Source organism: Burkholderia sp. B21-005, assembly GCF_020843965.1.
GTDB lineage: Bacteria > Pseudomonadota > Gammaproteobacteria > Burkholderiales > Burkholderiaceae > Burkholderia > Burkholderia ambifaria.
In genome coordinates, this window is record NZ_CP086301.1 from 48522 (window position 1) to 67739 (window position 19218).

The 19218-nt window shown below is 68.2% G+C and carries 19 protein-coding genes; 5 read left to right on the forward strand and 14 right to left on the reverse strand.

The window, feature by feature from the left end; translation table 11 throughout:
• Positions 1-4: 4 nt before the first annotated feature.
• Together LMA02_RS00230 and LMA02_RS00235 are read right to left on the reverse strand one after the other, a co-directional pair.
• The gene (locus LMA02_RS00230; RefSeq protein WP_006750436.1) at positions 5-1567 is read right to left on the reverse strand and encodes a DHA2 family efflux MFS transporter permease subunit; all 1563 of its coding nucleotides are present in this window, start codon (positions 1565-1567) and stop codon (positions 5-7) included.
• A 175-nt stretch (positions 1568-1742) separates the two neighbouring features.
• Positions 1743-2231: a MarR family winged helix-turn-helix transcriptional regulator gene (locus LMA02_RS00235; protein ID WP_006757446.1), complete on the reverse strand. Its 489-nt coding sequence runs from the start codon at positions 2229-2231 to the stop codon at positions 1743-1745.
• Between the two features lie 174 nt (positions 2232-2405).
• On the opposite strand from LMA02_RS00235, the gene LMA02_RS00240 reads away from it, so the two are divergent.
• Both LMA02_RS00240 and LMA02_RS00245 read left to right on the forward strand, forming a co-directional pair.
• Positions 2406-2690 (forward strand): multidrug ABC transporter ATPase, encoded by a 285-nt coding sequence (locus LMA02_RS00240; RefSeq protein WP_175715843.1) that lies wholly within the window; start codon positions 2406-2408, stop codon positions 2688-2690.
• 280 nt (positions 2691-2970) lie between these two features.
• Entirely contained in the window at positions 2971-4533 is a 1563-nt protein-coding gene (locus LMA02_RS00245) for an efflux transporter outer membrane subunit (RefSeq protein WP_228906342.1), read from the forward strand.
• A 31-nt stretch (positions 4534-4564) separates the two neighbouring features.
• Here LMA02_RS00245 and LMA02_RS00250 read toward each other — a convergent pair whose 3' ends face one another.
• The 8 genes from LMA02_RS00250 to gspG are packed head-to-tail and all read right to left on the reverse strand — an operon-like array spanning position 4565 to position 10531.
• Positions 4565-5353 (reverse strand): type II secretion system protein N, encoded by a 789-nt coding sequence (locus tag LMA02_RS00250; protein ID WP_228907588.1) that lies wholly within the window; start codon positions 5351-5353, stop codon positions 4565-4567.
• 31 nt (positions 5354-5384) lie between these two features.
• Positions 5385-5891 (reverse strand): type II secretion system protein GspM, encoded by a 507-nt coding sequence (gene gspM / locus LMA02_RS00255; RefSeq protein ID WP_228906344.1) that lies wholly within the window; start codon positions 5889-5891, stop codon positions 5385-5387.
• Positions 5888-7252 carry a type II secretion system protein GspL gene (gene gspL / locus LMA02_RS00260; RefSeq protein WP_228906346.1) on the reverse strand — a complete coding sequence of 455 codons (1365 nt, stop codon included), beginning with the start codon at positions 7250-7252 and terminating at the stop codon, positions 5888-5890. Before gspL ends, gspM begins: the two co-directional genes overlap by 4 nt.
• 24 nt (positions 7253-7276) lie before the next feature.
• Positions 7277-8398 (reverse strand): type II secretion system minor pseudopilin GspK, encoded by a 1122-nt coding sequence (gspK, locus tag LMA02_RS00265; RefSeq protein ID WP_175792315.1) that lies wholly within the window; start codon positions 8396-8398, stop codon positions 7277-7279.
• Positions 8399-8400: 2 nt separating this feature from the next.
• Positions 8401-9105: a PulJ/GspJ family protein gene (locus LMA02_RS00270; RefSeq protein WP_228906349.1), complete on the reverse strand. Its 705-nt coding sequence runs from the start codon at positions 9103-9105 to the stop codon at positions 8401-8403.
• The gene (gene gspI, locus LMA02_RS00275) at positions 9083-9490 is read right to left on the reverse strand and encodes a type II secretion system minor pseudopilin GspI (protein ID WP_228906351.1); all 408 of its coding nucleotides are present in this window, start codon (positions 9488-9490) and stop codon (positions 9083-9085) included. Before gspI ends, LMA02_RS00270 begins: the two co-directional genes overlap by 23 nt.
• The gene (locus tag LMA02_RS00280) at positions 9487-10035 is read right to left on the reverse strand and encodes a GspH/FimT family pseudopilin (RefSeq protein WP_228906354.1); all 549 of its coding nucleotides are present in this window, start codon (positions 10033-10035) and stop codon (positions 9487-9489) included. Before LMA02_RS00280 ends, gspI begins: the two co-directional genes overlap by 4 nt.
• 43 nt (positions 10036-10078) lie before the next feature.
• On the reverse strand, positions 10079-10531 hold the full coding sequence (gspG, locus tag LMA02_RS00285) for a type II secretion system major pseudopilin GspG (RefSeq protein WP_228906356.1): 453 nt from the start codon (positions 10529-10531) through the stop codon (positions 10079-10081).
• A gap of 177 nt (positions 10532-10708) precedes the next feature.
• Between gspG and LMA02_RS00290 the strand changes: the two genes are divergently transcribed.
• The gene (locus LMA02_RS00290) at positions 10709-11119 is read left to right on the forward strand and encodes a general secretion pathway protein GspC (protein ID WP_166725869.1); all 411 of its coding nucleotides are present in this window, start codon (positions 10709-10711) and stop codon (positions 11117-11119) included.
• A 30-nt stretch (positions 11120-11149) separates the two neighbouring features.
• Here the strand turns inward: LMA02_RS00290 and gspF are convergent, their stop codons facing one another.
• Genes gspF through gspD form a run of 3 tightly spaced genes read right to left on the reverse strand, consistent with a single transcriptional unit; the run spans position 11150 to position 16198 of the window.
• Complete coding sequence (gspF, locus tag LMA02_RS00295; RefSeq protein ID WP_006751352.1) at positions 11150-12367, reverse strand: type II secretion system inner membrane protein GspF; 1218 nt, start codon at positions 12365-12367, stop codon at positions 11150-11152.
• Between the two features lie 4 nt (positions 12368-12371).
• A complete protein-coding gene (gene gspE / locus LMA02_RS00300) occupies positions 12372-13862 on the reverse strand; it encodes a type II secretion system ATPase GspE (RefSeq protein WP_228907589.1) in 1491 nt (496 codons plus the stop codon).
• Between the two features lie 5 nt (positions 13863-13867).
• Complete coding sequence (gspD, locus tag LMA02_RS00305; protein WP_228906358.1) at positions 13868-16198, reverse strand: type II secretion system secretin GspD; 2331 nt, start codon at positions 16196-16198, stop codon at positions 13868-13870.
• A gap of 367 nt (positions 16199-16565) precedes the next feature.
• On the opposite strand from gspD, the gene LMA02_RS00310 reads away from it, so the two are divergent.
• Positions 16566-17015 carry a lytic transglycosylase domain-containing protein gene (locus LMA02_RS00310; RefSeq protein ID WP_166725866.1) on the forward strand — a complete coding sequence of 150 codons (450 nt, stop codon included), beginning with the start codon at positions 16566-16568 and terminating at the stop codon, positions 17013-17015.
• Positions 17016-17187: 172 nt separating this feature from the next.
• Positions 17188-18498 carry a GTP-binding protein gene (locus tag LMA02_RS00315; protein ID WP_228906360.1) on the forward strand — a complete coding sequence of 437 codons (1311 nt, stop codon included), beginning with the start codon at positions 17188-17190 and terminating at the stop codon, positions 18496-18498.
• A 135-nt stretch (positions 18499-18633) separates the two neighbouring features.
• Here LMA02_RS00315 and LMA02_RS00320 read toward each other — a convergent pair whose 3' ends face one another.
• On the reverse strand, positions 18634-18912 hold the full coding sequence (locus LMA02_RS00320; protein ID WP_006401505.1) for an HU family DNA-binding protein: 279 nt from the start codon (positions 18910-18912) through the stop codon (positions 18634-18636).
• Positions 18913-19218: the final 306 nt, after the last annotated feature.

Sequence of the window (19218 nt, forward strand, 5' to 3'; positions counted from 1 at the left end):
GCCCTCAATGCCCCATCGCCGGCCCCGCCCCCTTCCTCGGCTTCGTGATCCACACCAGCGCCGCGAGCGCGATGAACACGCCGGCCGACAGGTGGAAGAAGTCGTTGGTCGCCATCATGAAGCCCTGCTGCGTGACGAGCTGGTTGAGCTGTGCATTGGCCGTCTGCCCGACGATCCCGAGCTGCGCGAGCGCGCCCTGGTAGTCGGTCGTGTTCTGCGCGTAGACGCTCACCGATTCCGACAGCCGCGCGTGGTGGTAGATCGCATCGTTTTCCCAGAACGTCGAGCTGGCCGCGGTGCCGATCGCGCCGGACAGCGTGCGCAGGAAGTTCGACAGCCCCGACGCGCTCGCGAGCCGCTCGTCGGAAATGCTCGACAGCGTGATCGTCGTCATCGGCACGAAGAAGCACGCGACGCCGATCCCCTGCACGAGCCGCGGCAGGATCACGTGATTGAACGGCACGTCGAGCGTAAACGTCGAATTCCAGACCGACACGCCCGCGAACACGATGAACGCGAAGCTCGCGACCATCCGCAGATCGAGCCGGTGCATGTTGCGCCCGATCAGCGGCGACAGCACGAGTGCGAGCAGCCCGACCGGCGCGGTCGCGAGGCCGGCCTTGCCGGCCGTGTAGCCCATCACCGTCTGCAGCCACAGCGGGAAGATCACGACCGAGCCGAAGAACGCCATGAAGCCGAACGAGATGATCAGCGCGCCGAGCGCGAAGTTGCGGTCCTTGAACAGCGACAGGTCGACCACCGGTTCCTTCTCGGTCGCCTCCCACACGAGCATGAACGCGAGCGACACGACCGCGATCAGCGCGAGCGCGACGATGAAGGTCGAGTTGAACCAGTCGCGGTCCTTGCCGAGGTCGAGCATCATCTGCAGGCACGACACGCCGATCACGAGCAGCGCAAGGCCGACCGCGTCGATCCGCTGCCGGCTCGTCTTCGTCTCGCGGCCGCGCAGCAGGAAGTACGCGCAGGCCGCCGAGAAGATGCCGATCGGCAGGTTGATGTAGAAGATCCACGGCCACGTGTAGTTGTCGCTGATCCAGCCGCCCAGCAACGGGCCGAAGATCGGCGCGACGATCACCGTCATCGCCCATAGCCCGAGCGCGAGCCCGCGCTTCGCCGGCGGGTAGCTGCGCATCAGGATCGTCTGCGACAGCGGCACCATCGGGCCCGACACGAGGCCCTGCAGCAGCCGGAACGCGATCAGCGTCTCGAAGTTCGACGCGAGGCCGCACAGCGCCGACGCGATCGTGAACGCGAGCACCGACAGCGTAAACAGGCGCACCTCGCCGACCCGCCGCGCGAGCCAGCCGGTCAGCGGTACCGCGATCGCGGACGCGACCGAATACGACGAGATCACCCACGTGCCTTCGCTCGTCGCGACGCCGAGGCTGCCCGAGATGGTCGGCACCGCGACGTTCGCGATCGACGTGTCGAGCACTTCCATGAAGGTGCCGAGCGCGAGCCCGACCGTAAGGAGCGCGAGCGCGCCGCCGGTGAGCGGCGCGGGTTGGGCGGCAGGCGGCGTGGCGGATGCCGTGGTGGCGGACATCGGAATCTCCTAGACGCGGCGCGCGCGACGCGCCGGCACAACGCACGGGCGCGCGATACCGCGCGGCCCGGCCGGGTGGAACGGGTAAGGGGAGAGACGGAGCATGTGTCTTGTCATCTTCTGCCCAGACAGACAAATAAGCGAATGCTTAACCTAGACATCGGGCCTCCCGCGCTCAGCGGTCCGGTTCGTCGGGTTTCGGGCAGCCGGCGTCGCCGGGCCCGTTGGCGATGAACCGCTGCAGCAGGCCGGTGAGCGTCGCGAGTTCGTCGGCCGAGAAGCCGGCGAGTTGCGCGTTCAGCGCGGTCGCGATCAGCGACGGCAACGCGCGGGCCGCCTCGGCGCCGCGCTCGGTCAGCGTCAGCTCGATCATCCGGCGGTCCTGCTCGCTGCGCGAGCGCGCGACCAGGCCCTTGCGCTCGAGACGGTCGAGCATCCGCGTCATCGAGCCGCTGTCATACGACATCTTGCGCGACAGCTCGAACGGCGTGCGCGCATAGCCGCGCGACAACAGCAGGATCACGCCGATCTGCTGTGCGGTGAGGTCGTGCGGCTCGAGTGCGCGGTCCATCCGCTCGACGAGCGCCTGCCGGGCCTTGGTCAGGTAATAACCGAGGCTCGTTTCCAGGGCGATGGTGTCGGGATCGTAGAGGCCGCCGTTCATGCGATTGCGCACACAGCAACAGTGCGTTTCAGGTCAAAACGCGCCCAGTATCTTGAAAAATGATTGCTTAGTCAATATTATTTCAGTCAACCAGTTACGACGTGCATGTTGCACTGCCGGAGACTATGTTCTGACCGCTTTGCCCGCGCTGCCGGGCCCCCGAGGATGTTCGCGATGCTGTTCCTGAAAAATGCCGCCGGCGCGCTGCGCCGCAACCTGACCGATACCGCTCATCATGTGTTCTCCGGGCCGCACCGCGGCTGGAAGATCGCGCTGTACGTGACGATGCTGGTGGTACCGGGCGGATCGCTCGCGGCGCTCGGGTTCGCATGGTTCGATCATCGCCGGCAGCGCAACGCGAAGGACGCCGCCCGCCGCACGAGCCAGCCGGCGGCAACGGAGCCGTCGACATGGCGGTCCGCCGCCGATCCCGTCCCGGTGCCCGTGCGCTGCCACTGAAGCCACGCCGCTTTCGCCATCCCGACTGAACGCCGGCCGCGCCCCTCGCGGCCCAGTGGGGTCCGGCCGCATTTCATTTCCTTCCTGTCTCGTCCGCAAGCGGTCCGTAATGGCCGGTAAACCGGCCGGCCGCGCCGGTAACACATGCGTGCCGCCGCGCGCCGTACCCTTAGGGCTGCGCGGCTTTCCCGCCGTCAGTTACCATTTGTCCGCCAGCGGCACGACGACCGCATCGCGCGGCGCCGCTCGCCGGCCGTCGCGCCCAGACAGGAAAACCACGATGCCGTACGCCCCCCTCCCGCGCGCCTTTCGCCCGCTGAGCGCCGCCGTCGCCGTTGCGACTGCCGTGCTGCTCGCCGGCTGCGCCGTCGGGCCCGACTATCACCGGCCCGACACGTCGATCCCCGCCGCCTTCAAGGAAGCGCCGGCTGGCTGGAAGGTCGCGCAGCCGGCCGACCGGGCCGACCGCGGCCCGTGGTGGACCGTCTACAACGATCCGCAGCTCGACGCGCTGATCGGCAAGCTCAACGCATCGAACCAGACCATCGCGCAATCGGCCGCCGCGTACCGGCAGGCCCGCGCGCTCGTCACCGAAGCGCGCGCCGCGTATTTCCCGACCGTCGGGCTGACCGCGTCGGGCTCGCGCGCACGCTCGGGACGCACGTCCACGTCGTCGAGTTCGTCGAGCTTCGGCAGCAGTTCGTCGATCAGCAACAGCTACAGCGTCGGCCTCGATGCGAGCTGGGAGCCCGACCTGTGGGGCAAGGTGAGCCGCAGCGTCAGCGCGCAGCGCGCCGGCGAAGCGGCCGCCGCGGCCGATCTCGCGAATGCGCGGCTGTCGCAGCAGGCGCTGCTCGCGCAGACCTACTTCCAGCTGCGCACGTCCGATGCGCTGCAGAAGCTGCTCGACGACACCGTGAAGTCGTACGGCGAATCGCTGAAGCTCACGCAGAACCAGTACGCGCAGGGCGTCGCCGCGCGCGCGGACGTGATCCAGGCACAAACGCAGCTGCAGAGCGCGCAGGCCGCATCGATCGACAACGGCGTCGCGCGCGCGCAGTACGAGCATGCGATCGCGACGCTGATCGGCGAACCGGCATCGACGTTCTCGCTGCCGCCGAACCCGCTCACCGCGCAACCGCCGATCACGCCGATCGACGTGCCGTCCGCGTTGCTCGAGCGCAGGCCCGACATCGCGGCGGCCGAGCGCCGCGCGGCTTCCGCGAACGAGCAGATCGGCGTGGCGATCGCCGCGTTCTTCCCGACGCTCACGCTGTCGGCCACCGGCGGCTTCCAGAGCTCGGTGTGGTCGCAACTGTTCACGCTGCCCGCGCGGTTCTGGACGGTTGGCCCGCAGCTCGCGGCGACGCTGTTCGACGCCGGCTTGCGCGCCGCGCAGACCGATGCCGCCCGCGCGACCTACGACCAGGACGTCGCCGCGTATCGCCTCGCGGTACTCACCGCGTTCCAGGACGTCGAGGACAACCTCGCGTCGCAGCGCATCCTCGCGCAAGAAGTCGACGTGCAGCGGCAGGCCGTCGACAGCGCCGAGCAAGCGCTCGCGATCGTCACGAACCAGTACAAGGCCGGCACGGTCGCCTATCTGAACGTGCTGAGCGCGCAGACCACCGCGTTTACCGCGCAGCAAAAGCTCGCGACGATCTCCGGCCAGCGGATGGTGTCGTCGGTCGGGCTCGTGAAGGCGCTCGGCGGCGGCTGGGATGCGTCGGACATGGCGCGCGAAACGGGCGAGATGGCGGCGCCCGCACCGGTGCCGGCGTCCGGTGCGGCGGCGCCGGCCGCGACCGCACCGTCGGCTGCCGCGCCGCTCGCGCAGAAGTAATCGGGGAAAGGGGAGAGGGCGCCGCGCGCGTTCAGCGCGTCGCGTCGCCGAAGATCAGCGACACCTGGTTGTTTCCGATCGGACGGCCGAGCAGGTTCAGCAGCCCCGCGAGGTTCGCCTGCTGCTCGGGCGCCGCATGCGCGGTGCCGCGAAACGATCCGCGGCCGGGGCCAAAGCTGCCATGCCCGTCGAGGAACAGCGGGCCCTGCGTGGTCGACAGGTCGAGATCGGCGTCCGCCCCCTTCGCCTGCAGCACCGCACGGTACGACCCGAGCGGCTTCACGCGAGACACGCGCGAACTCATCGAATCGATCGTCACCGTCAGCTGGCCGAACGCGTTGTTGCCGATCATCCGCCAGTCGGTCCAGCCGAGCCGCACGTCGCCCTGCAGGTCGAGCGTGTTGAACGGCGTGCCGAGCCCCGCGAGCAGCGACGCGGGCACGGCCATCGAGCCCGCCGACAGCACCGCGCCGCGCCACGTCGCGTCGAGCGTGACGGCGTCGGGCATCGCCTCGGTCTGCCGCATGTGCATCTGCACGCGCCCGGTCAGCAGCGGCCAGAAGCGCGTGGTCCACTGGACCCGCCCCGGCAACAGCGTCGCCGCGCTCTGGTCCGCACCCGGCGCGAGCATCAGCGTGCCCGAACCGTGCCACAGCGAGCCGTCCGGATCGACGAGGTTCACGTGAGCGCCGGTCGCGCGCGCGACTTGCGGCGCGATCCACGCGGCCGGCGCGAGCGCGACGAGCGTCAGCGCCGTCGCGAGCCCGCCTGCCACCACCCACGGCACCGCGGCGGCAAGCCGCCTGATCCCTGGCCTCATCGGCCGACCGTCGCTGGTTTCATCCACTGCGTCACTTCTGCGTCGAGGGTTGCATCACGGCCGTCAGGTCGACCTGGCCGTCTTCCTTCAGGCCGGTCACGTGGGCTTCGCCGACCTGCACCTTGAACTGCCGGCGCGCGTCGTCGAGCCACTGCGTCCACACCGGGAACGGCACGTTCTTCATCTGAATCTGCACGCCGTTGCCGACGACCTGCACCTGCGCGCCCTGCAGCCCGTGATCGGACAGCGACGCGGTGAGCGCGTCCTTCAGCGCGAGGCCGGTCGGCGCGACGCCTTGCGCGGCGGCCGTCAGCGATTTCGCCTCGTTGGCCTGCGCGGTCATCTGCGCGAGCTCGCTGCGCATCGTCGGCAGCTCGTGCCGGATGCGCGCGCGGCCTTCCTGCGCGGGCGACCACAGCACCGAATACGCGATCGCGACGGCCAGCACGGCGCCGCCCCAGCCGAGCAGCGTCCGCTCACGCTGCGAGCGCTCGCCCCAGAACTGGGCCAGCGTCTGGGTCAGTTGTTCGGTCTTCATGGGCGGCTCCGGATGGTCCATTTGCCGGTGCTGCTGTCGACTTCGCCAGCGAGCCCGTTGCGCGCGAGACGCTGCGGGAAATCGGGGTCGACCTTGACCTCCGGCTTGAAGCCGACGTCGAGCCGCCGGTCGTGATAATCGAGCGACGCGATTCCGTTCAGCGGCAGCGCGCCCATCGAACGCGACAGCCCGCTCGACAGCGCGAGGAAGTCGTTCGGCGACAGCTCGCCCGCCGCGAGGCGCAGCTGGTCGAGCTGGCGCTGCATCTGCGCGGGCGGATCGAGCACCGTCGTGGTCTTCGGGAAGGCGGACAGGAGCGTCTCGGTGATCTGCGCGGACAGCGCATCGCGCTCGCGCGACAGCTTCCACCAGTGCAGGTTCATCCCGATCACCGCGACGGCGAGCGTTGCCGCGACGAGGGCGATCGGCACGCGCAGGCGCTTCATCGTCGCGCGGTCGAAGCGCCACGGCTGCGACTCGAATTCGAACTGGCACAGATCGAAGCGCTCGGCGAGCGCACGCCGCGCGAACGTGTCGAACGACAGCGGCTGCGCACCCGGCAGCAGCGGGCCGTCGGCGCGGCCAACCGACGCGAGCCGTGGCTCCGCGCCCGGCTCGCCGAGTTCGTACAGTTCGACGTCGCCGCCGCCCGCGAGCGCGGCCAGCGTGCCGGCGGCACGCGACGCAGGCGCCGCGAAACCCTCGCCGAGCGCGCCGCGCGCGATCGCGAGTTCGAGACGCGGCGCACCGGCCGCGACCGGCAGCGCGCCGGCTTCGACGAGCGCCGGTTCGACCGCGCTCGCCAGCCCGAGCACCGCGGCCACGGCCGTCGGGCGGGCGGCCGGTGCGTTCGCGATCGTGCCGGCCGTGACGGCCTCACCGTCGGCAGGCGCATCGAGCGGCGCTGGCGCCGGCTCGCGCGGCGCCGGCAGGCAGCGCGTCGCGGGTACCGCGCTCAGGCGCCGGTGGCCGGCCGCGGCGAACGCGTCGCAGATCGTACGGAACCACGCGCGGTCGACGACGGCCAGCACGCGACGGCCATCGGGCAGCGCGACCGGATCGAGCGCGACATGGCAGCCGAGCGGATCCTGGATCAGCTGATCCTCGACGATGTTGGGCAGCGCCTGGCGCAGCTTCGGCCCCTTGAGCGGCGGCACGGTCGCGGCCAGCAGCAGCACGTCGCGCGCGGCGACGATCAGCAGCGTCTCGTTCGCGCGCGGCAGCAGCGCGAGCGCGGCGTGGCCCGCGCGCTGCACCTGGCCGGCCTTGTCCACGAGCGTGAACGGCAGCTCGGGCCACTGCCATTCCTGCAACGGCACGGCCGGCTCGCGCGGCGGCAAAGAAACAATCAGCGTGCTCAAGAGCTCCTCTCCCGAATGGCGTCGTTATAGCTGGTCGCGGATGCGCACGACCCGCGTCGAGTGCGTGGTCGGATCACGATACACGAGCGAGGTGCGATCCACCTCCGCGCGATCGTGCTGGATCCGGCCATGCACGATGAAATAACTGGAATTGACGTCGACGAGGCTCGAGTCGATCGTCACGTTCGGCGCGCCGGCACCGCGCAGCGCGAGCTGCACGTCGCCGACGTTGCGGAAAAATACGGTCTCGCGGCGCGACACGAGCGCCTGCGCGGACGACACGCTCATCCCCGGCACCAGCGCCGCGATCACCTCGGCCGGCGCGGTGTTCATGTTCACCGGCGTCGTGGTCGGCAGCACGGTGACGAACGGGCGCAGCCGCGCGACCATCTCGGGCGTCACGCCGTCGACGTCGAGCAGGTTGTCGACGCCCGTCATCACGAGCGGCGCTGGGCCCCGGTCACCGTCGGACATCCCCGGCTCGTCGGTGAAGTTGCCGGCCTGCATGTCGCCGCCGGCCACCGGCGCGGTCGCGGCCGTACCGGCGCCGGGCAGCGTCGGCGTCTGGAAGCGCGTCGCCGAATGCATCAGGCCCGCGCGCATCTGCAGTGCGATCCGCTTCGCGAATGCGCCGTCGTAGCCGAGCGTCGTCAGCAGTCGCTGGAACGCCTGCAGCTGCATCACGTTGAGCTGCAGCACGCCGGGTGCCGGCGACGACACGAGATTGCGCAGGTTGTACTTCGCCTGCGCGTCCTCGATCGATCCGGAGAGGTAGGTGTCTTCGCCGCCGTTGTCGTTCGGCGCGCCGATCCGGCCGAGGAAGTCCGACAGCTTGGTCTTCGCGATCGGCACGGCCCAGATTCCGCCGAGATAGGTGATGCCGGGCGCCGTGTCGCCCTCGGAGCGCAGAATCATGCGCGTCCAGTCGAGCGCGCCGCGCGCGACCCACTGCGCCTGCGCGATCACGCGCTGGTTCTCGATCCGGCGAATCTGCACCTGCTGGCGCCACAGCATCCCCGACACGAGGATCGCCGACAGCGCGACGACGAGCAGCGCGGTGATGATCGCCGCGCCGCGCTCGCGGCGGGCATGTGTGCTCGCGGGCGGGCGGCCGGCGAAGCGGGAACGGTGAGGGCGCGCGCGCATCGTCATTCCCCGACGAGGAAGATGCGCGTGACGGGCACGCGCAGCGACGTCGCGCCGATGCTGACCTGCAGCCCCGTCACCGCGCGGGTCGGCGGCGCGTTGCCGATCTGCGGCACCTTCAGCGCATCGTTGTTCTGCGACAGCGCGTCGTTGGCCGTCTGCAGGTTGGTGGTCCAGCCGACGCGCGGCACGTACAGCTTCGCGTCGATCGCACCGACGCCGCCCATCAGCGCGACCCAGGTCCAGCCGTCGACGCTGCTGTCCTTCAGCACGTCGCGCAAGCGGTTCGCATCGGCCAGCGGCAGCGATGCATAGCGCACGACGCGCCCGCCGGCGATCCGGTAGCGGACCACCTGCAGCCGCGGCGCGGCGCCCGGCAGGTCGAGTTCGCGGACGATCTGCAGCGTATTGCCGGCGACGCCGATCGCCGGCTGGCCGGCTTCGTCGTCGGTCGCGGCGAGCCGCGCGTCGATGCGCATCTGGTCGAACATCTGCGCGAACACGCGCTCGTCTTCCATCGCGGACGCGACCTTGTCGCGGCCGCGCATGATCTGGTCGAGCCCGCGCCACGCGAGGATCGCGACCACCGCGAGGATCGCGATCGCGATCATCAGTTCGATCAGCGTGAAGCCGCGCACGCGGCGCGAGCCGACGAAACGCACGGGCCGGCGCCGCATCGGCGCGTCAGAGCGGACGGCTGGTTTCATTCGCGACCACCGTCACCATTTGCGCGAGCACGCCGGGGTGCCCCGGCATGCTCACCGAAATCTGCACGCGCCGGAACACCGGGTTCGGCGTCGTGCTCACGCGCTGCGTGCAGACCATCTGCACGTTGCCTTGCGAACAATCGAAATTCTGCTCACCGACCTCCGGCCACGCATGCGTGAGCCGCAGCTGCGCGAGCGCGTTGTCGGCGCTCCAGCCGGCCAGCAGCCGGTGGTGGAGATCGGATGCATTGTTCGCCATCGTGCCGACCGCGCGGATCGACGCGGCGAGCGCGACCGCGATGATCGCGAGCGCGACCAGCACCTCGATCATCGTGAAGCCTCGGGAACCGGAAGCCGGGAAGGGCAGGCGACGACGCATCGTCATTGCACCTCGTAGCGGCCGTTGCCGGTGCCGACGATCGTCGCGCTGCCGACCGCCGAATGCAGCGTCACACGCACCGGCGTGTCGACGCTTTCGGTGCCGAACACGACCGTGCTCGCGTGCGTGTCCGACCCCGGATAGTCGATATCGGCGCCCGTGACGCCACCGTCCCAGTCGCGCGGGCGCAGCAGGTCGTCACGCAGCGTGCGCCAGCCGTCGGGCGAACTCACGTCGAAACGAAAGCCGTGCGCGGTCGGCTGCCACGCGATCGGGCGCGCGCGCACCTGCGCTTCGTCGCCGGCCGTCTCGAACAGCAGCGCGATGCGCTGCGCTTCCTCGCGCAGGTCGGTGCGCGGATTGCGCGTCAGCGACAGCGACGCGAGCGACACCAGCAAGCCCGCGATCACGAGCACGACCAGCATCTCGAGCAGCGTGAAGCCGCGTGCACGCGTGCGTGCCGCGGTCATGGCCGCGCCGCGACGCACGCGGCGGTCGCGGGCATCGCGGCGAGCGCGAGCGGAGCGCAAGGGCGTGCGAAGGGCGGGCATGAAATGAAGAACGGGGACGATCGTCGGATCGGTCGACGCAGGCTTACTGCCACGAACCGATGTCGGAATCGTTGTTTTCGCCGCCTTCCTTGCCGTCAGCGCCGTAGCTGAACACGTCGATCTCGCCGTGCACGCCCGGGTTCAGGTACTTGTACCCGTTGCCCCACGGATCGTTCGGCAGGCGCTCGAGATAGCCGCCGTCCTTCCAGTTATTCGGGATCGGATCGGTGGACGGCTTCTGGATCAGCGCGTTCAGGCCCTGCTCCTGGGTCGGATAGCGGCCGTTGTCGAGACGGTACAGCTTGAGCGCCTGCATGACGGTGCCAATGTCCTGCTTCGCGGCGATACGGCGCGCCTCGTCGGGTCGGCTCATGATCTTCGGCACGATCAGTGCCGCCAGGATCCCGAGGATCGCGACCACCACCATGATCTCGATCAGCGTGAAACCGCGCTGACGGCGCACGGCCGCATTACGGCGAGTGATCCACGTTTGCATGACTGACTACCTCTTTCCAAAAAATATCGTCGATTGAGTGACGCACCCGGCGCATCGCGGACGTTTGCCTGACGGCAAGCTTCCGGTTCACCGGGCGCGGAGCACGCATTGTAAGGCGCGCATTGCCGAGGGCTTTCACCCAACGCAAATTTCATATACATCCGTACAATAGCGCGCATGAACGCGCTCTCGATCCGGATCCTCTCCCTCGCCCTCTTCGCGGGTTTGTGCGCGACGGCCACCTACTGGGTCGTCACGCTGTCGGCCCGCGAAGCGCCGCTGCCCGCCGCCGCCGCGCGGTTGCCGATCCGCACCGAGGACGCCGCCGCGCTCTTCGGCGGACAGCTCGACAAGAATCCCGTCCAGGACATCCACCTGTTCGGCATTCTCTCGATCGGTCATGGCGCCGCCGCGATCGTCGGTATCGGTGGCGAGCCGCCGCGTGCCGTGTCGCTCGGCGCGGAGCTCACGTCCGGCGCGAAGCTCGCCGAAGTCCGCAGCCGCTCGATCATCATCGACCGCAACGGCGCCCGCGCCGAAGTCCAGCTCCCCGCGAACACGCCGTCCCCCGCGATCTACATGCGTTGAACGGTAGCGGCCTGACTGGCGGTCAGGCCGTCACTGCACCATGTTGTTCAGCTCGATAATCGGCAGCATCACGGCCAGCACGATCACGAGCACGATGCCGCCCATTGCGAGGATCAGCAGCGGCTCGAGCAGGCTCGTCAGGAACATCGTGCGCCGTTCGAGCTCGCGCGCCTCGCCTTCCGCCGCGCGGTCGAGCATCGTCGTCACGTCGCCCGTCGCTTCGCCGGAACGGATCAGGTGCACGAGCACCGGCGGAAACGTCTTCACGTTGTTCAGCGCGCGCGACAGCGCGGAGCCTTCGCGCACGCGCACGATCGCATCGTCGATGTTCGCGCGCATCGCGCGGTTCGACAGCGTCTCGCCGGCCGCCTGCAACGCGCGCAGGATCGGCACGCCGGCCGCGGTCAGGATCCCGAGCGTGCTCGCGAAGCGCACCGTGTTGTAGCCGCGCACGAGCTTGCCCGCGAGCGGCGCGGTCAGCACCCAGCGGTCGAACGCGAGCCGCGGCCCGTCGCGCGACAGCGTCGCCTTCACGAACCACACGACGAGCGCGACCGTGATCAGGATCGCCCACCACCAGTGCCGCACGAACTCCGACAGCGCCATCATCACGACCGTGAGAACGGGCAGTTGCTGCTTCGTGCTAGCGAACACGTTGACGACCTGCGGCACGACATAGCTCAGCAGGAACGTGACGATGCCGAACGCGATCAGCGTGACGATCCCCGGATACGTGAACGCCAGCAGGATCTTCTGCTTCAGCGCGTTGCTCTGTTCGATGTAATCGGCGAGGCGCGACAGCACGATGCCGAGCTTGCCGGTGTGCTCGCCCGCCGCGACGAGCGCGCGGTAGATTTCCGGGAAGTCGCGCGGATGCTGGCCCAGCGCATTCGCGAGCGAATGGCCGCCGAGCACCTCGGCACGAATCGCGGCCATCAATTCGCGGATGTAGTCGCGTTCGGCCTGCTCGGTCAGCACGCCGAGCGCCTCGTCGAGCGGCAGCCCCGCGATCAGCAGGCTCGCGAGCTGGCGCGTGAGGATCGCCTGTTCGCGCTGCGACAGCTTGCGGCCGAACGCGAGGCGCTGCGAACGCGCGCCGCGGGTCGCACTGGCGGCCGGCTCGACGACGAGCGGCGTGAGCCCCTGCGTGCGCAGCTGGCCGCGTGCGCCGCGCGCACTGTCGGCATCGATCACGCCTTTCTGCGGTCGCCCCGCCGAATCGATGGCTTCGAAACGGAATGCCGGCATCGCGCTATGCGCCTCCCGTCACGCGCAGCACTTCCTCGAGCGACGTCGCGCCGGCCGCGAGCCAGCGCTCGGCATCGTCGCGCAGTGTGCGCATCCCTTGTGCGCGGCCCGTGGCGAGAATCTCCGCATCGGCCGCGTTGCGGTGGATCAGCGCGCGGATCGAATCGTCGATCACCAGCAGTTCGTATACCCCGCGCCGGCCCGCATAGCCCGAATGCCCGCATCGGTCGCAGCCGACCGGATGCCACACGGTGCGGCCGTCCTCGTGCCGCTCTTCCTTGCAGACGGGACAGAGCTGGCGCACCAGACGCTGCGCGAGCACGCCGAGCAGCGACGACGCGAGCAGGTACGGCTCGACGCCCATGTCGGTCAGGCGCGTGACGGCCGATGCCGCGTCGTTGGTGTGCAGCGTCGCGAGCACGAGGTGGCCCGTGAGCGAGGCCTGCACCGCGATCTGCGCGGTTTCGAGGTCACGGATTTCGCCGATCATGATCACGTCCGGATCCTGACGCAGAATCGAACGCAGCGCACGGGCAAAGGTCATCCCGATCCGCTCGTTCACCTGCGTCTGGCCGATGCCGGACAGGTCGTATTCGATCGGATCCTCGACGGTCATGATGTTGGTCGTCGCCGTTTCGAGCCGCGACATCGACGCATACAGCGTGGTCGTCTTGCCCGAGCCGGTCGGGCCCGTCACCAGCACGATCCCGTGCGGGCGGCCGATCAGCTTGTCGAACTGGACGAGCGTGTCGCGGCCCATCCCGAGCGCTTCGAGGTTCAGGCGCTGCGCATCCTTTTCCAGCAGACGGAGCACCGCGCGCTCGCCGTGCCCGGTCGGCAGCGTCGACACACGCACGTCGACCGGCCGGCCGCCGACGCGCAGCGTGATGCGGCCGTCCTGCGGCAGGCGTTTCTCGGCGATGTCGAGCTGCGCCATGATCTTGATCCGCGAGATCAGCGCGCCGTGCAGCGCTTTCTTCGGCCGCACGACGTCGCGCAGCGTGCCGTCGACGCGAAACCGCACGACCGACGCATTCTCGAACGGCTCGATGTGAATGTCCGACGCCTGTTCGCGCGCCGCTTGCGTGAGCAGCGCGTTGATCATCCGGATGATCGGCGCGTCGTCTTCCGATTCGAGCAGATCCTCGACTTCGGGGATGTCCTGCATCAGTCGCGACAGGTCGACTTCGCCTTCGACCTCGCCGACGACCTGCGCGGCGCTGCCGTCCTGGCGCGCGTATGCCTGGTTGATCGCCTGCGCGAGCTCGTCGGCCGGCACGCGGTGCACGGAAATCGAGCCGAAGTTGCGCGCGATTTCGGCGAGCGCCGCATCGTTCGTGCGCTCGCTGATCCACACCTCGAGCGTGTCGTCGAGCTGGTGCGCGATCAGCACCTGGCCGCTTTTCGCGAAGCCGTACGGCAACAGGCGCGCGGCGAGCGGCGACGGCGGCTGCCGGTCGCCCGGCGCGCCGTCTTGGGCCGAGGACGCGAGCATGTTGCTCACTGCGAGGCTCCCGGCGTGGCGGTCAGCGGTTGTTGCGGCACCGACTGCTGCGGCACGCCTTGCGGCTGCGCGGGCGTCGCCTCGGGCAGCGGCTGGGCCGGCACCGGCGCGACCTGGCGCTGCAACTGCTGGCGACGCATCTTGTCGAGATCGAACAGGTTGCCGGCCGGCGTGCCGCCCTGGCTCGGGCCGAGCGGCATCGGCGGGACGACCGGATCGTCCTTGTCGCGGATCACGTTGTTGTCCGACTTGTACGCGCCGGTCACGCCCTGGATGTAGTCATAGCGGTTGGCCGTGACTTCCTGCGCGGTGCTGCGATCGGAGATGATCACCGGGCGCAGGAACACCATCAGGTTGGTCTTCTGGCGCTGCTTCGATTCCGAACGGAACAGCTGGCCGATCCACGGGATGTCGCCGAGCAGCGGCACCTTGCTGTTCGACACCTGGTAGTTGTCCTGCATCAAGCCGCCGAGCACGATGATCTCGCCGTTGTCCGCGAGGATCGTCGACTGGATCGAGCGCTTCGTGAAGGTCGGGCCGGTCTGCGCGTTGGTGGTGCCGCTGACGACCGCGGAATCCTCCGTGTAGAGCTGCAGCTTCAGGATCCCGCCGTCGGTGATCTGCGGCTTCACGTGCAGCGTCAGGCCGACGTCGCGACGGTCGTAGGTATTGAACGCGTTGCTCGTCGTGCCGCTCGTCAGGTTCGAGTACGAACCGGTCGCGATCGGCACGTTCTGGCCGACGACGATCTTCGCTTCCTCGTTGTCGAGCGTGATCAGGTTCGGCGTCGACAGCACGTTCGCGTCGCTCACGCCCGCGAAATACTGCAGCAGCGCGCCGAGGCCCTGCACGCCGAACATGTTGTGCAGCCAGCCGATGTTGAGGCCCTGACTCAGGCCCGCGAGATTGGCGGCCAGCCCGGTGGTGGCGGCCGTGCCGCCGCTCGTCAGGTTGATGATGCTGTTGCCCAGACCAGTTCCGGCCGTGGGTGCCAGGTTCGTGCCGCCGAGGAACTGGCCGCTCGCCACCTGCCACTGGATCCCGAGGTTGCCTTGCGTCGTCGAATTCAGTTCGACGATCAGCGCCTCGATATAGACCTGCGCACGCCGCGCGTCGAGCTGGTCGATCACCGAGCGCAGGTTCCGGTAGACCGGATCGGACGCGGTGATGATCAGCGAATTGGTGGCCGCATCGGCCTGGATCATCCCGCCCGGCTGGTTGTCGTCGCTCTTGTCCTTGTCGCCGCCGAGCAGGCCGCCGCTGCCGACGCCACCGCTGCCCGACGCACCGGTGCCGTAGGCCGACGACGAGGACGAGCCGCCGAGGCCGCCGGACGGCAGCGGCGGGGTGCCGGACGTGCCGGTCGAGAAGTTGCCACTCGCCGACGAGCCGCCGCTCTGGTTGAAGCTGTTCGCATCGTTGGACGACGCCGACGAGCCGCTGTCGTTGCCGCCCTTGCCGAGCATCCCGCGCAGCGTCTTCGCGAGCTTGACCGCATCGGCGTTGCGCAACGGCACGACGTGCATGTTGCCGGGCACCCCGCTCGGCGCGTCGAGCTGCTGCACGATGCGCTTCGCCGCCGCGAGGCGCGATGCGCTCGACGCGCGCAGCATCAGCGAATTGGTGCGCGGGTCGGCCGTGACCGACACCTTCAGCGTCGCGTCGCTGTTGCCGATCGAGCCGGGGTCGAGCATCTTCTGTAGTTGCGCGGCGAGGTCGATCGCGTTTGCGTTACGCAGCGGGATGACCTGCACCTGCGCCCCCGCGGCGCTGTCGACGCCTGCGATGATCTGCGCGATGCGGCGCACGTTGTCCGCGTAATCGGTGACGACGATCGTGTTGTTCGCCGGGTAGGCGGTGACCGTGTTGTTCGGCGAGATCAGCGGCCGCAGCACCGGCAGCAGGTTGTTCGCCGATTCGTTGTGCAGCTCGAACACCTGCGTGATGACCTGGTCGCCGCGCGCGCGCGGCGTATTGCCGACATAGGTCGGCACGCCCTGCAGCTTCGCGTCGGCCTCGGGCACGACCTTCAGCACCCCGTGATCCTGCACGAGCGCGAAGCCCTGCATGCGCAGCGCCGACTGCAGCGTCTTCAGCGCCTGGTCTTCCGGCACGGAACGTTCGGCCACGAGGTTGAGCTGCCCCTTCACGCGGGGGTCGACGATGATGGTCTTGCCGGTTGCGGCGCCGATCGCCTTGGCGACCTGGTCGATATCCGCATTCACGAAATTGAGCGTGACCTGAGCGTAGGCGGCCTGCGAGACGATGATGCCGGCGACGACCAGGGTCGTGGCGACGCGACGCATAACGAAGCGATTTCTTGTCATGGATGAATGGGTCGATGCCGGCTCAGGCCACTTCCGGCGGTAGTGCTGGGATCCAGGTCCTAAAGAGGCGACATTAGCAGTTTTTCATGTCCGAAATATCACATTGAGCTGAGGACTGTCTCACATACGACATGTATCCGGCACGCCGTATGCGATATGTAAGATTTCGGCGCCGCCTAGGCATTCCGGCCATCGCCGCGGTTTTGCGATGAATTGACACCGAAATGCGGTATAAACGGGCTGCCGTCTTCCGCATGTCACCACGTGACGGACTGTCGGTATGATACGGGCGGCGCGTTTCCAGCCGTACGAATAACAGGCACGGGTTTTCCCGACCTTTGCGTCATTCCCTTTTCGTTTCCGCACCATGAACAGACGGTTCGCTTCGATCGCGTTGATCGCCGCCGGCGTGTGGTTCGCCTGCGGCAACGCTCGCGCGGATTGTTTCGACGAGGCCGCCCGGTACCAGAAGGTCAATCCGCTGATCCTGCGTGCAATTGCGTGGCAGGAGTCGCGCAACCGGCCCGCCGCGCTGAACAAGAATACGAACGGCTCGGTCGACTACGGCCTGATGCAGATCAATTCGATCCACCTGCCCACGCTGTCGCGCTACGGCATCGGCCGCGACACGCTGATGGAGCCGTGCAAGAACGTCTATATCGCCGCGTGGCACCTGCGCCAGAAGATGAATCGCTACGGCAACACATGGCAGGCCGTCGGCGCCTATCATTCCGAAACGCCGTCGCTGCGCGACAAGTATGCGCGGCAGATCGCCGCAATCCTGACGCAGTGGAAGCTGCTGCCGCCCGAGCAGTGACGCCGCGCCGCGGCGCGCGCTGACGCCGGGCCGCTCGGCCGGCGCGCGTTTGATGCACAATGCGGGCTCACGCCGCGGTTTCGACTGGCATCGGGCGACCGGCTCCGGGCCGATCGCGCCCCGCCAGGGCGCCACGGCCGCTTTTTCATTTTTTCCGTTGGTGCAAATCGTTATGAATCCGGCAATGAACCAGCCGTTGCCCGTCACCGTGCTGTCCGGTTTCCTCGGCGCCGGCAAGACCACGCTGCTCAATCACATTCTCGCGAACCGCGCGGGCCTGAAAGTCGCCGTGATCGTCAACGATCTCGCGGCGGTCAACATCGACGCGTCGCTCGTGCGCGATGCGCAGGCGCTGTCGCACGTCGAGGAACGCCTCGTCGAGATGTCGAACGGCTGCATCTGCTGCACGCTGCGCGACGACCTGCTCGTCGAGATTCGCAATCTCGCGGCCGACGGCCGCTTCGACGCGATCGTGATCGAATCGACCGGCATCGCGGAGCCGATGCCGATCGCCGAAACCTTCACGTTCGTCGACGACGACGGCACGTCGCTGTCGAGCGTCGCGCGGCTCGACACGCTCGTCACCGTGGTCGACGCCTACAATTTCCTGCGCGACTACGGTTCCGACGACGCGCTCGCGACGCGCGGCATCGCCGCATCGGACGAAGACGATCGCACGCTCGTCGAGTTGCTGATCGAGCAGATCGAATTCTGCGACGTGCTGGTGATCAACAAGGCCGACCTCGTCGGCGCGGACGAACTCGCGCGCCTGCGACACATCCTTGCGCGGCTCAACCCGCGCGCGCACCAGGTCGTGTCGACGTTCGGCAACGTGCCGCTCGACGAAGTGCTGAACACCGGCCGCTTCGATTTCGACGAAGCCGCGAATGCGCCGGGCTGGCTCGCGTCGCTGGATGACGATCACACGCAGTGCGACGATCCCGAGTGCCATGATCCGCATCATGCGCACGTGCACGGCGAAGCCGACGAATTCGGCATCGGCAATTTTGTTTACCGCGCGCGCCGGCCGTTTCATCCGGCGCGACTCTGGGCGCTGCTCCATCAGGAGTGGCCGGGCGTGCTGCGCAGCAAGGGCTTCTTCTGGCTCGCGACGCGCAACGACATCGCGGGTTCGCTGTCGCAGGCAGGCGGCGTGTGCCGGCATGGCCCGGCAGGCCTCTGGTGGGCCGCGCAGGATCGCGCGGAATGGCCGGATGACGACGAACTGCTCGCGGAAATTCGCACGGAGTGGCAGGGGGACCTCGACGACCGCTCGGTTGGCGATCGCCGTCAGGAACTCGTGCTGATCGGCATCGGGCTCGATGCCGACGCATGGCGCGCGAAGCTCGACGCATGCCTGCTCACCGATGCGGAATTCGCGCTCGGTGCGGCGCAATGGACCGCGTTCGACGATCCGTTCCCGGCATGGGATGTCGACGCGCATGACGACGAGGATCCCGACGCGCAGATCGTGCACGCGTAACACGCGGTAAAAAACGGCTCGCGAAAAGTAACCGTTAAATCTTGCAAGAGGGGCGCGGACTGTGGCGAAAATGCCGCGCGCGCCCAACAAAAAACCCGCCAAAAGGCGGGTTTTTTTCCTGGCACAGGCGCTGAATTAACGCTTGTTGACGGCGTCCTTGAACGCCTTGCCAGCCGTGAACTTGACCGTCTTGGCTGCCGGGATCTTGATGGTTTCGCCGGTCTTCGGGTTGCGGCCCGTACGTGCTGCGCGCTTGCCCGAACCGAAGCTGCCGAAGCCGATCAGCTGAACCGCATCACCCTTCGACACGGCCTTCTTGATGACTTCGAGCAGCGTGTCCAGCGTTTCGCCGGTTTGAGCCTTGCTGGCGCCCGTTTGGGCGGCGACGGCGTCGATCAGTTCCTGTTTGTTCATTAAGGTTCCTTTTTCAGGTTAGGTTTGACACGAACAGCGCGAACGCGCCGATTATACGTGCGCGAACCGTGCCGTCGAGAGTCAGACTCCGACGACACAGCGCCGAATCCTGGCCCGCGCGACGTGCCGTCCGGCTTGGCCGGCGGCCACCCCGCGGTACGGCGTTGCTATGATAGCGCAGCGCAAACCCAATAACGACAAGGGTTTCAAAGATTTTCATCGGTATTTCGCCGAATGAATCGTCGATTGCCCGTTTTTTGACCTGCGCCAACCGGACAGGATACGCAGCCGCGTCCGCCCGCGCGC

Coding starts and splice junctions, on each gene's coding strand:
- LMA02_RS00230 (WP_006750436.1), bottom strand. CDS start 1,567: ATGTCCGCCACCACGGCATCCGCCACGCCGCCTGCCGCCCAACCCGCG.
- LMA02_RS00235 (WP_006757446.1), bottom strand. CDS start 2,231: ATGAACGGCGGCCTCTACGATCCCGACACCATCGCCCTGGAAACGAGC.
- LMA02_RS00240 (WP_175715843.1), top strand. CDS start 2,406: ATGCTGTTCCTGAAAAATGCCGCCGGCGCGCTGCGCCGCAACCTGACC.
- LMA02_RS00245 (WP_228906342.1), top strand. CDS start 2,971: ATGCCGTACGCCCCCCTCCCGCGCGCCTTTCGCCCGCTGAGCGCCGCC.
- LMA02_RS00250 (WP_228907588.1), bottom strand. CDS start 5,353: ATGAGGCCAGGGATCAGGCGGCTTGCCGCCGCGGTGCCGTGGGTGGTG.
- gspM (WP_228906344.1), bottom strand. CDS start 5,891: ATGAAGACCGAACAACTGACCCAGACGCTGGCCCAGTTCTGGGGCGAG.
- gspK (WP_175792315.1), bottom strand. CDS start 8,398: ATGCGCGCGCGCCCTCACCGTTCCCGCTTCGCCGGCCGCCCGCCCGCG.
- LMA02_RS00270 (WP_228906349.1), bottom strand. CDS start 9,105: ATGAAACCAGCCGTCCGCTCTGACGCGCCGATGCGGCGCCGGCCCGTG.
- gspI (WP_228906351.1), bottom strand. CDS start 9,490: ATGACGATGCGTCGTCGCCTGCCCTTCCCGGCTTCCGGTTCCCGAGGC.
- LMA02_RS00280 (WP_228906354.1), bottom strand. CDS start 10,035: ATGCCCGCCCTTCGCACGCCCTTGCGCTCCGCTCGCGCTCGCCGCGAT.
- gspG (WP_228906356.1), bottom strand. CDS start 10,531: ATGCAAACGTGGATCACTCGCCGTAATGCGGCCGTGCGCCGTCAGCGC.
- LMA02_RS00290 (WP_166725869.1), top strand. CDS start 10,709: ATGAACGCGCTCTCGATCCGGATCCTCTCCCTCGCCCTCTTCGCGGGT.
- gspF (WP_006751352.1), bottom strand. CDS start 12,367: ATGCCGGCATTCCGTTTCGAAGCCATCGATTCGGCGGGGCGACCGCAG.
- gspE (WP_228907589.1), bottom strand. CDS start 13,862: ATGCTCGCGTCCTCGGCCCAAGACGGCGCGCCGGGCGACCGGCAGCCG.
- gspD (WP_228906358.1), bottom strand. CDS start 16,198: ATGACAAGAAATCGCTTCGTTATGCGTCGCGTCGCCACGACCCTGGTC.
- LMA02_RS00310 (WP_166725866.1), top strand. CDS start 16,566: ATGAACAGACGGTTCGCTTCGATCGCGTTGATCGCCGCCGGCGTGTGG.
- LMA02_RS00315 (WP_228906360.1), top strand. CDS start 17,188: ATGAATCCGGCAATGAACCAGCCGTTGCCCGTCACCGTGCTGTCCGGT.
- LMA02_RS00320 (WP_006401505.1), bottom strand. CDS start 18,912: ATGAACAAACAGGAACTGATCGACGCCGTCGCCGCCCAAACGGGCGCC.